This is a genomic window from Enterobacter sp. UPMP2060, assembly GCF_053709655.1.
The window spans coordinates 56,638-71,226 of sequence record NZ_JBSKJQ010000004.1; the positions used below are offsets into that span (position 1 = coordinate 56,638).

The 14,589-nt window shown below is 56.4% G+C and carries 16 protein-coding genes; 10 read left to right on the forward strand and 6 right to left on the reverse strand.

Annotated elements, in window-relative coordinates:
• Positions 1-186: 186 nt before the first annotated feature.
• On the reverse strand, positions 187-2,616 hold the full coding sequence (gene hrpB, locus ACWKXN_RS11080) for an ATP-dependent helicase HrpB (RefSeq protein ID WP_454543787.1): 2,430 nt from the start codon (positions 2,614-2,616) through the stop codon (positions 187-189).
• A 73-nt stretch (positions 2,617-2,689) separates the two neighbouring features.
• Here hrpB and thpR point away from each other — a divergent pair, with 73 nt between their 5' ends.
• The 9 genes from thpR (at position 2,690) to panD (ending at position 9,628) form a co-directional block, all read left to right on the forward strand.
• Positions 2,690-3,244 carry an RNA 2',3'-cyclic phosphodiesterase gene (gene thpR / locus ACWKXN_RS11085; protein WP_069303673.1) on the forward strand — a complete coding sequence of 185 codons (555 nt, stop codon included), beginning with the start codon at positions 2,690-2,692 and terminating at the stop codon, positions 3,242-3,244.
• A complete protein-coding gene (gene sfsA, locus ACWKXN_RS11090) occupies positions 3,234-3,938 on the forward strand; it encodes a DNA/RNA nuclease SfsA (RefSeq protein WP_033144658.1) in 705 nt (234 codons plus the stop codon). Before thpR ends, sfsA begins: the two co-directional genes overlap by 11 nt.
• Positions 3,939-4,114: 176 nt before the next feature.
• On the forward strand, positions 4,115-4,570 hold the full coding sequence (gene dksA / locus ACWKXN_RS11095; protein ID WP_001155232.1) for an RNA polymerase-binding protein DksA: 456 nt from the start codon (positions 4,115-4,117) through the stop codon (positions 4,568-4,570).
• Between the two features lie 59 nt (positions 4,571-4,629).
• The gene (gene gluQRS, locus ACWKXN_RS11100) at positions 4,630-5,520 is read left to right on the forward strand and encodes a tRNA glutamyl-Q(34) synthetase GluQRS (protein WP_032642510.1); all 891 of its coding nucleotides are present in this window, start codon (positions 4,630-4,632) and stop codon (positions 5,518-5,520) included.
• Positions 5,521-5,562: 42 nt separating this feature from the next.
• A complete protein-coding gene (pcnB, locus tag ACWKXN_RS11105) occupies positions 5,563-6,960 on the forward strand; it encodes a polynucleotide adenylyltransferase PcnB (protein ID WP_072162357.1) in 1,398 nt (465 codons plus the stop codon).
• Positions 6,957-7,436, forward strand: coding sequence for a 2-amino-4-hydroxy-6-hydroxymethyldihydropteridine diphosphokinase (gene folK / locus ACWKXN_RS11110; RefSeq protein WP_063439746.1), 480 nt, complete (start codon positions 6,957-6,959; stop codon positions 7,434-7,436). The genes pcnB and folK overlap by 4 nt, the downstream gene beginning before the upstream one ends.
• 123 nt (positions 7,437-7,559) lie before the next feature.
• Entirely contained in the window at positions 7,560-8,351 is a 792-nt protein-coding gene (gene panB / locus ACWKXN_RS11115) for a 3-methyl-2-oxobutanoate hydroxymethyltransferase (RefSeq protein ID WP_120159239.1), read from the forward strand.
• Positions 8,352-8,362: 11 nt separating this feature from the next.
• The gene (panC, locus tag ACWKXN_RS11120) at positions 8,363-9,214 is read left to right on the forward strand and encodes a pantoate--beta-alanine ligase (protein ID WP_023310431.1); all 852 of its coding nucleotides are present in this window, start codon (positions 8,363-8,365) and stop codon (positions 9,212-9,214) included.
• A gap of 33 nt (positions 9,215-9,247) precedes the next feature.
• The gene (panD, locus tag ACWKXN_RS11125) at positions 9,248-9,628 is read left to right on the forward strand and encodes an aspartate 1-decarboxylase (protein ID WP_006810068.1); all 381 of its coding nucleotides are present in this window, start codon (positions 9,248-9,250) and stop codon (positions 9,626-9,628) included.
• Positions 9,629-9,631: 3 nt separating this feature from the next.
• Here panD and ACWKXN_RS11130 read toward each other — a convergent pair whose 3' ends face one another.
• From ACWKXN_RS11130 to ACWKXN_RS11145, 4 genes are all read right to left on the reverse strand, one after another.
• Positions 9,632-10,879 (reverse strand): polysaccharide deacetylase family protein, encoded by a 1,248-nt coding sequence (locus ACWKXN_RS11130; protein ID WP_048978997.1) that lies wholly within the window; start codon positions 10,877-10,879, stop codon positions 9,632-9,634.
• Positions 10,880-10,941: 62 nt separating this feature from the next.
• Positions 10,942-11,382, reverse strand: a complete 441-nt coding sequence (locus ACWKXN_RS11135) for a PTS sugar transporter subunit IIA (protein ID WP_033144654.1) — start codon at positions 11,380-11,382, stop codon at positions 10,942-10,944.
• Between the two features lie 104 nt (positions 11,383-11,486).
• Entirely contained in the window at positions 11,487-12,257 is a 771-nt protein-coding gene (locus ACWKXN_RS11140; protein WP_023310428.1) for an ABC transporter permease, read from the reverse strand.
• A complete protein-coding gene (locus tag ACWKXN_RS11145) occupies positions 12,254-13,180 on the reverse strand; it encodes an ABC transporter ATP-binding protein (protein ID WP_032660633.1) in 927 nt (308 codons plus the stop codon). The genes ACWKXN_RS11140 and ACWKXN_RS11145 overlap by 4 nt, the downstream gene beginning before the upstream one ends.
• A 107-nt stretch (positions 13,181-13,287) precedes the next feature.
• On the opposite strand from ACWKXN_RS11145, the gene can reads away from it, so the two are divergent.
• Positions 13,288-13,950 (forward strand): carbonate dehydratase, encoded by a 663-nt coding sequence (can, locus tag ACWKXN_RS11150; protein ID WP_008501947.1) that lies wholly within the window; start codon positions 13,288-13,290, stop codon positions 13,948-13,950.
• A 61-nt stretch (positions 13,951-14,011) separates the two neighbouring features.
• Here the strand turns inward: can and hpt are convergent, their stop codons facing one another.
• Positions 14,012-14,548, reverse strand: coding sequence for a hypoxanthine phosphoribosyltransferase (gene hpt / locus ACWKXN_RS11155; protein WP_008501948.1), 537 nt, complete (start codon positions 14,546-14,548; stop codon positions 14,012-14,014).
• Positions 14,549-14,589: the final 41 nt, after the last annotated feature.

A 14,589-nucleotide genomic window follows, 5' to 3' on the forward strand; every position in this document is an offset into this window, starting at 1 on the left:
TTTTTCTCCGCAACTTTCAGGCGCAAAGGCCAGATTTTCTTTTCTTTCACAGGCCTGTGAAAGAAGAAATCTCTCAAAATAAACAGCAAGACTTTCCTGTCAGGAAAGTCTTTAGTGTTTTCTCCCTCTCCCCGTGGGAGAGGGCTGGGGTGAGGGCATCAGGCCGCACTCCCTCTTTCACCTAACCTACGAATATTTCTTCGTTCGCCGCGTCGGCGCCGTATTCGCCGGATCGTCCGGCCAGACATGTTTGGGATATCGCCCCTTCATCTCTTTTTGCACTTCACGGTAGCTTCCCGCCCAGAACGCACCCAAATCTCGGGTGATTTGTAATGGACGATGCGCAGGCGACAGCAGCTCAAGCACTAACGGCACACGCCCTTCCGCAATGGACGGCGTTGTGGCTTCACCAAACATCTCCTGCATCCGAACCGCCAGCGCCGGCGGATTATCCTCATGATAACGGATGGCAATCCGGCTTCCGGTCGGCACAGTGTAATGCCCTGGCAGTTCACTATCCAGACGTTGACGTAATGACCAGTCCAGTAAATTCTGTAACGCGGTCTTAACATCAAGCGCCTTAAGGGCTCGCAGAGAGTGTACGCCGCTCATTTGCGGCAGTAGCCAGCGCTCAAGCGTAGCGAGCAGCGTCTCGTCATCCACCGCAGGCCAACCGTATTCCGGTAGCCACTTCGCGGCGCAGTGCAGACGAATGCGGTACTGCTCCGCTTCCGGCGTCCAGTTCAGGGCGCTCAACCCTTTTTCCCGAATTCCGTTCAGCATCGCCTGGTGAAGCTCGTCTTCCGACGGCTTCGCCAGCGGCTTCGTTCCTAACGTCAACTTACCAATCTGGCTGCGACGAAAGGCCTTCAGCGTGCCCTGGGCGTCATCCCATTCCACGGTATCAGATTGCTGAAGCAGCTGCGGACAGGCACGCGTCAGGGCGTCAATCTCTACGGCAATCGCCTGCAGGATACGCGCATCCGGAGAATGGCTGCCCTGCAGCAGCAGCGGGGCGATCAGCCATTCGTGGCGCGTCAGCGCATCATCGCTGTCCAGCATCGCCCCCATGCCGTTTGCCAGCTGGTAGCGACCGTCCAGCCCGCGCCGACGCGCAATCCTGTCCGGGAAAGCCTGGGCCAGCAGGAAGGCAATCTTATCGCTGTCAGGCGCACCTCCCCGGCTATTCAGGCGTTTACTCAGCTGCTGCGCCCGCTGCTGCCAGTTCCCCTGGCTGCGCGAAAACGCCTGCCCCAGATCGCTGCTGCCACCGCGAGGCGGCTCCTCAAGAATAGCCGCCAGTTTTGCCGCCGTGGCAATTTCATCATCCCCTTGCGCGGCCACCAGCATCGCGGCCAGACGCGGATCGTTGCCCAGCGCCGCCATTTTCTGGCCGCGCGCCGTCAGACGCTCGCCTTCCAGCGCGCCAAGCTGTGTCAGCAACGTGCGCGCAGCGGTGAGGTTTACGACAGGAGGAGGATTAAGCCAGGTGAGCTGCTCAGGGTTCGGGCAGCCCCACTGCAGCAGATCCATCACCAGACCAGACAAATCGCTTTGTAAAATTTCCGGCGTGCTTTGCTGTGCGGCGCGTTCAGCCTGCTCCGCGCTGGTCAAATGCAGGCAGATGCCCGGCTCAAGACGCCCCGCGCGGCCCGCGCGCTGCACCATCGACGCCTGGCTGATGCGCTGCGTCAGGAGTTTAGTCAGCCCGGTACGCGGGTCAAAGCTTGCCACTCTCTCCTGCGCGCTATCCACCACCAGGCGAATCCCTTCAATAGTCAAACTGGTTTCAGCAATGTTGGTTGCCAGCACCACCTTGCGCTGCCCCGCCTGTGCGGGAACAATCGCTTTACGCTGATCCTGCAGCGACAACGCGCCGTAGAGCGGGCAAAGCAGCACGTCGCCGCCTGCGCGGGTAGAAAGCTGCTCCTGCACGCGCTGAATTTCACCGACGCCCGGCAAAAACAACAGCAGGGAACCGGCTTCCTGGCGCAGCAGCTCAGCGGTGGCAATGGCGACGGCCTCGTCAAAACGCTGGTGGGAGGGAAGCGGCTGATAGCGGCGTTCAACCGGAAACGCCCGCCCTTCTGAGCTGATGACCGGCGCATCGGGTAATGCCTGTCGTAGCCGCTCGTTATCCAGCGTGGCCGACATAATAAGCAGCCGGAGATCGTCGCGCAGCCCCTGCTGCACGTCCAGCAACAGCGCGAGGGCCAGATCCGCCTGCAGGCTGCGCTCGTGGAATTCATCGAGGATCACCAGCCCGACGCCGTTCAGCTCCGGATCGTTTTGCAGCATGCGGGTGAGAATACCCTCGGTGACCACTTCAAGACGCGTGTTCGGACCAACGCAGGTCTCGGCACGCATCCTGTAACCTACCGTTTCGCCCGGTTTTTCATTCAGCAGTTCCGCCAGACGCTGCGCCACGTTGCGCGCGGCCAGCCTGCGCGGCTCCAGCAGGATAATTTTCCCGCGGATATTTCCGTCTTTCAGAATCTGCAGCGGCAGCCAGGTGGACTTGCCCGCGCCCGTAGGGGCATTCAGCAAAACCTGTGGGGAATGGCGTAAGGCAGCGAGAAGCTCAGGAAGAATGACGGCGACCGGCAATGAGGACACTAACAGCTCCAGAGGGTTAACATTAGTCGGCGTACATTGTAGCATCGGCGCATATCATTACCGAGTCCTCCGTATGCCTGAGTCGAAACGGCTGTTTTTTGCCATTGAATTGCCCACCACCATACAGCGTCAAATTGTTCGCTGGCGCGCCGATTGCTTTTCGCCGGAAGCGGGCCGCCCTGTCGCGGCGGCCAACCTGCACATGACGCTGGCCTTTTTGGGCGACGTCAGTGCCGAAAAACAGCGGGCGTTAGCCGCAATGGCCGGGCGTATTGCCCAGCCGGAATTTACGCTGCATCTCGACGACGCGGGCCAGTGGCCGCGTTCGCGCGTGGTCTGGCTGGGAACGCGCCAGCCGCCGCGCGGATTATTGCAGCTGGCGAATATGCTGCGCGCCCAGGCGGCGCGCAGCGGCTGTTATCAGAGCCCACAGCCGTTTCATCCACATATCACGCTGCTGCGCGATGCCGGTCAGGCCGTTGCCATCCCGCCGCCGGGTTTTCACTGGGCCTTTCCGGTCAACGCATTCGCGCTTTACGAATCCGTCTTTGCACAGGGACGCACCCGCTATACGCCGCTACAGCGCTGGACGCTGGGCAATACTGAAAGGAATTCTGATGAAGTTTAGTCCTCCCCTGCAGCACGCTACGCTTATCCAGCGATACAAACGCTTCCTCGCCGACGTGATCACCCCCGAAGGGGTTCAGCTCACCCTGCACTGCCCCAATACCGGCGCCATGACGGGGTGTGCGACGCCGGGTGACAGGGTCTGGTATTCCACTTCAGAAAATAGTAAACGCAAATATGCCCATACCTGGGAAGTGACCGAAACCCAAAACGGGGCATTTATTTGCGTTAATACCCAGCGCGCAAATCAGCTGGTTAAGGAAGCGCTGACCCTTGGCGCCATTCCCGAACTGGTGGGATATGGCACGCATAAAAGTGAAGTGAAATATGGCGATGAAGGCAGCAGAATTGACTTCATGTTACAGGCGGAAGACAGGCCCGAGTGCTATATTGAAGTAAAATCAGTGACGTTAGCGGAACAGGAAAATGGCTACTTCCCGGATGCGGTAACGCTGCGTGGCCAGAAGCATCTGCGAGAGCTAATGAGTGTTGCGGCGGCGGGCAAACGCGCCGTATTGCTGTTTGCGGTGTTGCATTCAGCCATTGAACGTTTCTCCCCTGCCCGCCATATTGATCCTAAATACGCGCAATTGTTGCATGAGGCACAAAAGCAGGGGGTAGAGGTTTTCGCTTATAAAGCGGAACTTTCTGCCGATAATATGACTCTGAGATCCTCTCTTCCCATTGTCTTGTAAGGGATTAGACGATTGTCGAATAAGTGTTCTGGCCGCGTGCGCAAATACGCTTTTCCTCACAGGCTTGTCAAGTGTTACGTTTAGATAATTGCCTTACGGAAAAGCATCTGCTATTTATAGCGACCTGATTTTTCCCCCAACACGGGGATCGATAGTGCGTGTTAAGGAGAAGCAACATGCAAGAAGGGCAAAACCGTAAAACATCGTCCCTGAGTATTCTCGCCATCGCTGGGGTGGAGCCGTATCAAGAGAAGCCGGGCGAAGAGTATATGAACGAAGCCCAGCTGTCGCACTTCAAGCGTATTCTTGAAGCATGGCGTAATCAACTCAGGGATGAAGTCGATCGCACCGTTACTCATATGCAGGATGAAGCTGCCAACTTCCCGGATCCGGTAGACCGTGCCGCTCAGGAAGAAGAGTTCAGCCTCGAACTGCGTAACCGTGACCGCGAACGCAAACTGATCAAAAAGATCGAGAAAACGCTGAAAAAAGTCGAAGACGAAGATTTTGGCTACTGCGAATCCTGCGGTGTTGAAATCGGTATTCGTCGCCTGGAAGCGCGTCCTACCGCCGATCTGTGCATCGACTGTAAAACGCTGGCCGAAATCCGCGAAAAACAGATGGCCGGTTAATACCAGCGCTGTTTACACATACCAAAGGCGGGAGTCTCTCCCGCCTTGTTACTGTTGATATGTCTGAATCACACTATATTGGGCGCTTCGCGCCATCTCCTTCCGGTGAATTACACTTCGGCTCATTAATTGCCGCGCTCGGCAGCTACCTGCAGGCTCGCGCCCGCCTGGGAAAATGGCTTGTCCGCATTGAAGATATAGACCCCCCGCGTGAAGTTCCCGGTGCTGCAGAGACGATTCTGCGTCAGTTGGAACATTACGGTCTTCACTGGGATGACGAGGTGCTCTGGCAGTCAAAACGTCACGAGGCTTATCGGGAACGTCTGGCCTGGCTTCGCGATCGGGGGCTTTCCTATAACTGCACCTGCACCCGCGCGCGTATCCAGAGCGTGGGTGGCGTCTATGACGGCCACTGCCGCACGCTTAATCTTCCCCCGGAAAATGCCGCCGTACGTATAAAGCAGCGCTCCCCGGTAACGCGCTTTACCGATCTCCTCTCCGGTGAGATTCATGCCGATGAACGTCTGGCGCGTGAGGATTTTATTATTCACCGCCGTGACGGCCTGTTCGCCTATAACCTGGCGGTGGTCGTCGACGATCGTTTCCAGGGCGTGACGGAAATTGTACGCGGGGCGGATCTGGTCGAACCGACCGTGCGACAAATATCGCTGTATCACCAGTTTGGCTGGACGGCCCCGGACTACATTCATCTGCCGCTGGCGGTCAATGCGCAGGGCTTTAAATTGTCAAAGCAGAACCACGCCCCGGCCCTGCCAGACGGCGATCCGCGTCCTGTTTTGATCGACGCGCTGCGATTTCTCAACCAGAATGTAACCAACGAATGGCAGGATCTGCGTATTGACGAACTGCTGAAAATGGCCGTTGCCAACTGGACGCTCGCGGCAGTGCCAAAAATCCAGCATTCTCAAATGCGTTGCGCTGAGCTATGATTAGCCGCTTTTTTCATAACAAAACACACTACGAGGTGTACCATTTTTACCCGAGTCGCTAATTTTTGCCGTAAAGTGCTAAGCCGCGAAGAGAGCATGGCGAACGATGCTATTGCACAGCCACACATGTCGGTTATTCCGCGTGAGCAGCACACTATTTCCCGCAAAGATATCAGTGAAAATGCCCTCAAGGTGCTCTATCGTCTGAATAAAGCGGGCTATGAGGCCTATCTCGTGGGCGGTGGAGTACGTGATTTACTGCTGGGCAAAAAACCAAAAGATTTCGACGTGACGACCAGCGCCACGCCTGAGCAGGTGCGCAAATTATTCCGCAACTGCCGTCTCGTTGGCCGCCGTTTCCGTCTGGCTCACGTGATGTTTGGGCCGGAAATTATCGAAGTGGCGACCTTCCGCGGCCACCACGAAGCGGGCGCATCCGATCGCACCACGTCACAGCGCGGCCAGAACGGCATGCTGCTGCGTGACAATATCTTCGGCTCTATCGAAGAAGATGCCCAGCGTCGCGACTTCACCATCAACAGTCTTTATTACAGCGTGGCGGATTTCACCGTGCGCGATTACGTCGGCGGCATGCAGGACCTGAAAGAAGGTCTGATCCGTCTGATTGGCACGCCGGAAACGCGCTATCGCGAAGATCCCGTGCGTATGCTGCGCGCCGTGCGTTTCGCCGCCAAGCTCAATATGCGCATCAGCCCGGAAACGGCAGAGCCGATTCCGCGCCTGGCGACGCTGATTAACGACGTGCCGCCTGCCCGCCTGTTTGAAGAGGCGCTGAAGCTGCTGCAGGCCGGCCACGGCTTTGAAACCTACAATCTGCTGCGCGAATACAACCTTTTCCAGCCCCTGTTCCCGACCATTACCCGCTACTTCACCGAAAGCGGTGACAGCCCAATGGAGCGGATGATTGCGCAGGTGCTGAAAAATACCGATACCCGTATTCGCAACGACATGCGCGTCAATCCGGCGTTCCTGTTTGCGGCGATGTTCTGGTATCCGCTGCTGGAAACGGCCCAGCGAATTACCCAGGAGAGCGGGCTTGCCTACTATGATGCCTTCGCGCTGGCCGCAAACGACGTGCTGGACGAAGGGTGCCGTACGCTCGCTATTCCAAAACGCATTACCACGCTGGTGCGCGATATCTGGCAGCTTCAGCTGCGCATGTCCCGTCGTCAGGGCAAACGCGCCTGGAAGCTTATGGAGCATCCAAAATTCCGCGCCGCCTTCGATCTGCTGTCGCTGCGTGCTGAAATTGAACGCAACCAGGAGCTGCAGCGCCTGGCGCAGTGGTGGGCTGAATTCCAGGTCTCCGCCCCGCCGGAGCAAAAAGATATGCTCACCGGGCTGGATGAAGAGCCGGAACCGCGTCGCCGCCATCGTCGTCCGCGCAAACGTGCGCCGCGTCGTGAAGGGACAGCATGACCCTTGCGTATATCGCCATCGGCAGCAATTTAGCCTCTCCGCTGGAGCAGGTGAACGCTGCCGTACAGGCGCTTGGGGAGATCCCGCAAAGCAAGATCGTGGCGGTCTCCTCTTTCTACCGCACGCCGCCGCTGGGTCCGCAGGATCAGCCTGATTATCTCAATGCCGCCGTGGTGCTGGAAACTGCCCTTGATGCCGAAACGCTGCTGGACAATACCCAGCGCATCGAACTGCAGCAGGGCCGCGTACGCAAAGCCGAGCGCTGGGGACCGCGCACGCTGGACCTCGACATTATGCTGTTTGGTCACGAGACCATTAGTACTGAACGTCTCACCGTTCCGCATTACGACATGAAAAATCGCGGGTTTATGCTCTGGCCGCTGTTTGAAGTCGCCCCCGATCTCATCTTCCCGGATGGCATCCCACTCAGGACCATTCTGGACAACCTCAACGCGGAAAGACCCGCCCGCTGGTGATCCGGTTCCCCTGCCGGTTAACCTCAAAATAATTGTGGCTAATCGGTTACCTAAAATCATTGTTCCCCCGAATGTTACTGTTAGAATGCGCAAAGATTCGCTTTTGGGCTATCAGGAAACAGTATGAAACCAACCACCATCTCCTTACTGCAGAAATGCAAACAGGAAAAAAAACGCTTCGCCACCATCACCGCGTATGACTACAGCTTCGCCAAACTCTTTGCCGAAGAGGGTATCAACGTCATGCTGGTCGGAGATTCGTTAGGGATGACGGTACAAGGACATGATTCCACCCTGCCGGTCACGGTTGAGGATATCGCTTACCACACGCGTGCGGTACGCCGCGGGGCTCCAGCCTGCCTGCTGCTTTCCGATCTGCCTTTTATGGCCTATGCCACGCCGGAGCAGGCATTCGAAAACGCGGCAGCGGTCATGCGTGCTGGCGCTAACATGGTCAAAATTGAAGGCGGCGCCTGGCTGGTGGATACGGTGAAGATGCTCACCGAGCGCGCCGTGCCGGTGTGCGGCCATTTGGGCTTGACGCCGCAGTCCGTCAACATCTTTGGTGGATATAAAGTGCAGGGCCGCGGTGACGCCGCCCAGACGCTGTTTGATGATGCTCTGGCGCTGGAAGCCGCAGGCGCCCAGCTGCTGGTGCTGGAGTGCGTGCCGGTTGAGCTGGCGAAACGCATCACCGACGCGCTGTCCATTCCGGTGATTGGTATCGGTGCAGGCAACGTGACCGACGGCCAGATCCTGGTGATGCACGACGCCTTTGGCATCACCGGCGGGCATATTCCGAAGTTTGCCAAAAATTTCCTCACCGAAGCGGGCGACATGCGCGCTGCGGTCAGGCAGTATATTGCCGACGTTGAATCCGGTGTTTACCCGGGTGAAGAACACAGTTTCCATTAAGGAGTCTCGTTGTGCTAATCATTGAAACCCTGCCGCTGCTGCGCCAGCATATCCGTCGTGCGCGTCAGGAAGGTAAACGTATCGCACTGGTCCCGACCATGGGCAACCTGCATGACGGCCATATGAAGCTGGTTGACGAAGCAAGAGCCCGTGCAGATATCGTGGTGGTCAGTATCTTCGTTAACCCAATGCAGTTTGACCGCGCCGACGATCTGGCACGCTATCCGCGCACCCTGCAGGAAGATTGCGAGAAGCTCAAAAAACGCCATGCGGATATTGTCTTCTCTCCGGCACCGGCGGATGTCTATCCTCAGGGTACCGATGAGGCCACCTACGTTGACGTACCGGGCATTTCCACCATGCTGGAAGGCGCAAGCCGCCCGGGTCATTTCCGCGGCGTATCGACCATCGTCAGCAAGCTGTTCAACCTGGTGCAGCCGGACGTTGCCTGCTTCGGTGAGAAAGATTTCCAGCAGCTGGCGCTGATCCGCAAGATGGTTGCGGATATGGGCTACGATATCGAGATTGTCGGCGTACCGATTGTACGCGCCAAAGACGGTCTGGCGCTCAGCTCGCGAAATGGCTACCTGACCGCGGACCAGCGTAAAATCGCGCCGGGCTTAAGCAAGGTCATGAACACCATGGCAGAACAGCTGCTGGCGAAAGAGTTAACGGCCGAAGAGATTATTGCTCTGGCTGAACAGGCGCTGAACGATAAAGGCTTCCGCGCTGATGATATTCAAATTCGCGATGCCGATACGCTTCTGGAGCTTACACAGACCAGCAAACGTGCGGTCATTCTGGTGGCGGCATGGCTTGGTCAGGCCCGCCTAATCGACAACAAAGTGGTTGAACTGGCGTAGGTTTCTCTACCCGGAAGATGAAAGGTAAACGTAATGATTCGCAAAATGCTGCAAGGTAAGCTTCACCGTGTGAAAGTCACCCAGGCCGACCTGCACTATGAAGGCTCCTGCGCCATCGACCAGGATTTCCTTGATGCTGCGGGCATCCTTGAAAACGAAGCGATTGATATCTGGAACGTTAACAACGGCAAACGTTTCTCAACCTACGCCATCGCCGCCGAGCGCGGGTCTAAAATCATCTCCGTTAACGGCGCGGCAGCGCACTGCGCGGACGTGGGCGATATTGTGATTATCGCCAGCTTCGTGATGATGTCTGATGAAGAAGCGCGCCGCTGGCAGCCGAAAGTTGCCTACTTTGAAGGCGACAACGACATGAAACGTACCGCGAAGGCGATTCCGGTTCAGGTTGCTTAAGCACTATCCCTGCGGCTGATTGCTGATCAGCCGCGACATTGTCTCCAGCGAATCCGTTCTTAAGATGTACAGGCGTTTCAGTAAGAACGGATTATCCCCAGGCTTCACCTTCCCTTTCACCGTCGTCACCGCCAGATGGAAACCGGCATCATTCGCCGCCTTTATCGCTTTATTGTCGTAGCCGCCAAACGGATAGGAAAGATAGAGCACGCGTGGATTAAACTGCGCCAGCGCGCGACGCGAGCGTTCAAAATCAAACAAAATCACGTGATAGCTGCGGCTCAGTAAAATCGGGTGCTTATACCCATCCACGCGGTGCAGGAAGTGGGTGTGGGACTGAATATCGAACACATCCTGAATCTCCTTAATCTCCTGCACGCTCATAAACTGCAGCGATTTTGGATCCCACTTCTGCGGATGGCCCTTTATACGGGAAGAGATAATAAACGCGGTAGCCTTGAAGCCGTACTCTTTGAGCACAGGATAGGCATAGCGGCTGACGGATTTCAGGCCGTCGTCAAAGGTAATCACCACCGATTTTGCAGGCAGGTTCATTTTGTTACGCACGTACCCTTCAAGCTGGTACATCGTCAGGGTGGTATAACCCTGATCGCGTAGCCAGGCCATCTGGTTGTTAAACGCACGTACGCTGGTCGTTGTGGACGTATGTCGAAAGCGCGTGTTTTCTTCATCACGCAGAATATGATGGTAGGTCAGAACCGGAAGGCCGTTATCTTCCTGCGCGTCCAGGCTGCTGATCCACGCCAGACGATTGCCGATGCGGATCTGGAACCAGGTCTGATTCAGACGGTCTTTCAGTTTATTCAGTATGGGATAGCGCAGATTGGCGCTTAATGTGCCGAAAGGCGCGCTGCCGCTCGACGGCGCGTTATACACCGGCGTGTCTTTCCAGGTAATGAGGTTCTGATTGCTCAGGGGCTTATTGAGATCCCCGAGGCTGTCCTCGACGCGCTGTTTCCCCTGAACCGGCTCCAGGTGGCCCTTGTCGATAAACCCCGTGCCAAAACCGAAGCGAAATTCGTAGTAGTCCGCCGCCGCGGGCACAACGGCCAGGATCTGCCCGGCGCGCACGTTACCGACGTTGATCACGCTGTTCCCCACCTGCGCCCAGATCGCCGCGTCTTCGGTGGTTTGCATGTACTGGGCAGGCAGCGTGTGCTGACTGAGTAAACTGGCTGAGCTGACGCCGGAAATGAGCATCAATAGCAAGAAAAGAATGCGCGGTAGCATGGTGTCTTAATCGGTGCGGAAAACTGCCGCTATTGTAACAAATGAGACATCAATACCCACGTTTAATTCTTATACAAATCGTGGAGCAGGACGAAGGGAGGATTTTTTTGCTGCTGATGCCACAAGCTGCTGACGCCCGGAACGCCCTGCGCCACGATGGCCTGGCGAAACTCTGCGCTGCTTAAGGATCCACGCTGCGGATACATTAACGCCAGCAGGGAGAAGTTAATACCCGAGATCACTTCACAGCACGCGTGCTTATGACTCAGCAACGCGGCTGCGCGGTAAGGCGCCGCGCCCGATTTATCGGTAAGAAAAATCACGCCATCCCCGGTGTCCGTTTCATGCAGGGCATCGCACATCATGCGGCTCAGCATGTTGGTGCTCAACCCGCGCCAGTAGTTTACCGCCCGGCATTGCACCAGCGGGCCAAATCTGGCTTCAAGCTTATCCAGCATTTCCTGCGCCTGTTCATCGTGGCAGGTGATAACCCATCCCAGCATAACTCCCTCCTTAGCAGGCAAGTAGTTTAGCGGAGTGAAGGTTAGCTTACGGTGATAACTGTCAAAGAAAGTGCCCGGCAAACAGAGCGTCGCCGGGCAAAAGATTAGCTGCGCAGCCCGCGTCCGCGCTGGATCAGCGACCAGCAGAGCAGGTAGAAGGCGATGATGAACACCACCAGTACCGCCACCGTGGTAAACAGCGGCACATCGGTGATGCCGAGGAAGCCAAAGCGGAACCCGCTGATCATGTAGACAATCGGGTTCAGGTGCGACAGCGCCTGCCAGAACGGTGGCAGCAGCGTCAGGGAGTAGAACACCCCGCCGAGATAGGTCAGCGGCGTCAGCACGAAGGTCGGGATCAGGCTGATGTCGTCAAACGTTTTGGCGAACACGGCGTTCAGCAGACCGGCCAGCGAGAAGAGGATCGCCGTCAGGAGCAGCGTCAGCGCGACAAACAGCCACGAGTGGACCTGGAACGGCACGAAGAACAGCGAAATCGCCGTGACCAGGATCCCCACGCACAGCCCGCGCGCCACGCCGCCGCCGACATAGCCCGCGATAATGACGTGCGTCGGCACCGGCGCGACCAGCAGCTCTTCAATATTGCGCTGGAACTTGGCGCTGAAAAACGACGACGCCACGTTGGCGTAGGCATTGGTGATCACCGCCATCATGATCAGGCCCGGCACGATAAACTGCATATAGGTAAAGCCGTGCATCTCACCAATCCGGGAGCCAATCAGGTTACCGAAGATGATGAAATAGAGCGTCATCGTGATGACCGGCGGCACCAGGGTTTGCACCCAGATACGCATAAAGCGGTTGATCTCTTTCGCCCAGATACTTTTCAGCGCGACCCAGTAAAGATGCGTCATGCCTTGTCTCCTTGTTTGTCATGTACCAGAGAGACAAACAGCTCTTCCAGTCGGTTCGCTTTGTTACGCATACTTAAAACCTGAATCCCCTGCGCGCTCAGCTGTGAGAACACGCTGTTAATCCCCTGCTCGCGCAGCACTTCCACTTCCAGCGTCGAGGTATCCACCAGACGATAGTTGTAACCTTCAAGTTTTGGCAGCGCGCTTTTCGCCGCCAGATCGAGAATGAAGGTTTCGGATTTCAGCTTGGAGAGCAGATTCTTCATCGAGGTGTTCTCCACCAGCTCGCCGTTCTGAATGATGCCGATATTGCGGCACAGCATTTCAGCCTCTTCCAGATAGTGGGTGGTCAGAATAATGGTGGTGCCTTTGTCGTTGAGATCTTTCAGGAAGCCCCACATGGAGCGACGAAGTTCGATATCAACACCCGCTGTCGGTTCATCGAGGATCAGCAGCTTTGGCTCGTGCATCAGCGCACGGGCAATCATCAGGCGGCGCTTCATCCCGCCGGACAACATGCGCGCGCGTTCGTTACGCTTTTCCCACAGATCGAGCTGCTTAAGGTATTTTTCGCTACGCTCGAGGGCCTCTTTACGCTCAACGCCGTAATAGCCCGCCTGGTTAACGACAATTTGCTGCACCGTCTCGAACGGGTTGAAGTTGAACTCCTGCGGAACCAGCCCCAGCTGGCGCTTGGCGTTCACCACGTCTTTTTGCAGGTCGTACCCAAAGACGCTCACCCGGCCGGACGTTTTATTGACCAGCGAGCTGATAATCCCAATGGTGGTCGATTTCCCGGCCCCGTTCGGCCCCAGAAGCGCGTAAAAATCGCCGGCCTCTACTTTCAGATCTATTCCGCGTAGCGCCTGAACGCCACCCGGATAGGTTTTTTTAAGCTGCTCAAGCTCCAGTGCAATTGCCATGAAATTAACTTACCTTCAGTTCTTACACACGTTGTGTGGTTTCATTAAAAGTCGGGTTACCCTATAGTAGCGCAACGCAATAACTCGGTTACAGGTCGCTAACCTCCATGAACAACATAGATACACTCATCAGCAACAATGCACTATGGTCAAAAATGCTGGTGGAGGAAGACCCCGGATTTTTTGGAAAACTCGCGCAGGCTCAGAACCCACGCTTTCTCTGGATTGGATGTTCCGACAGCCGCGTACCGGCGGAGCGCCTGACCGGCCTTGAACCCGGCGAACTGTTTGTTCACCGCAATGTCGCCAATCTCGTGATTCACACCGATCTCAACTGTCTTTCTGTTGTTCAGTATGCCGTGGACGTTCTGCAAGTCGAGCACATCATCATTTGCGGCCATTATGGCTGCGGCGGCGTGCAGGCGGCGGTTGAAAACACGGAACTGGGGCTCATTGATAACTGGCTACTGCACATCCGCGATATCTGGTTCAAACATAGCTCACTGCTGGGCGAAATGCCGCAGGAGCGTCGTATGGATACCCTTTGCGAACTCAACGTGATGGAGCAGGTGTATAACCTGGGCCACTCAACGATCATGCAATCAGCGTGGAAACGCGGGCAGAAGGTCTCTATCCACGGCTGGGCGTACGGGATTCACGATGGCCTGCTGCGCAATCTGGAAGTGACCGCCACCAACCGCGAAACGCTGGAGCAGCGTTACCGTTCGGGGATTGCCAACCTTCAGCTTAAGCATGTAAATCATAAATAAAGCCGGGGATTTTCTCCCTCTCCCTGTGGGAGAGGGCCGGGGTGAAGGCATCAGCCCTCGATTACTCGTCCAGCAGTACCACTTTCCCCACATACGGCAGATGACGATAGCGCTGCGCGTAGTCAATGCCGTAACCGACGACGAATTCGTCAGGAATCGAGAAGCCCACGAACTCTACCGGCACCTGCACTTCACGACGGTCAGGTTTGTCCAGCAGCGTACAAATCGCCAGAGATTTTGGCTCGCGCAGGCTCAGGATCTCGCGCACTTTTGACAGCGTGTTGCCGGAGTCGATGATGTCCTCAACGATCAACACATCTTTGCCACGAATATCTTCATCCAGATCTTTCAGGATTTTCACATCACGGGTAGTGGACATGCCGCTGCCGTAGCTGGAGGCGGTCATAAAATCGACCTCATGGGGCACATGCACCTCACGGCACAGGTCTGCCATGAACATGAAAGAGCCGCGCAACAGACCGACCAGCACCATTTCGCTGCCGCTGTCCTTGTAATGTTCGGTGATTTGACGACCCAGTTCGGCGATACGCGCTTTGATCTCGGCTTCCGGGATCATCACTTCAACAGTATGTTTCATATTACTAACCAAATGATTTTAGTGAAAATCTCTCAATACGG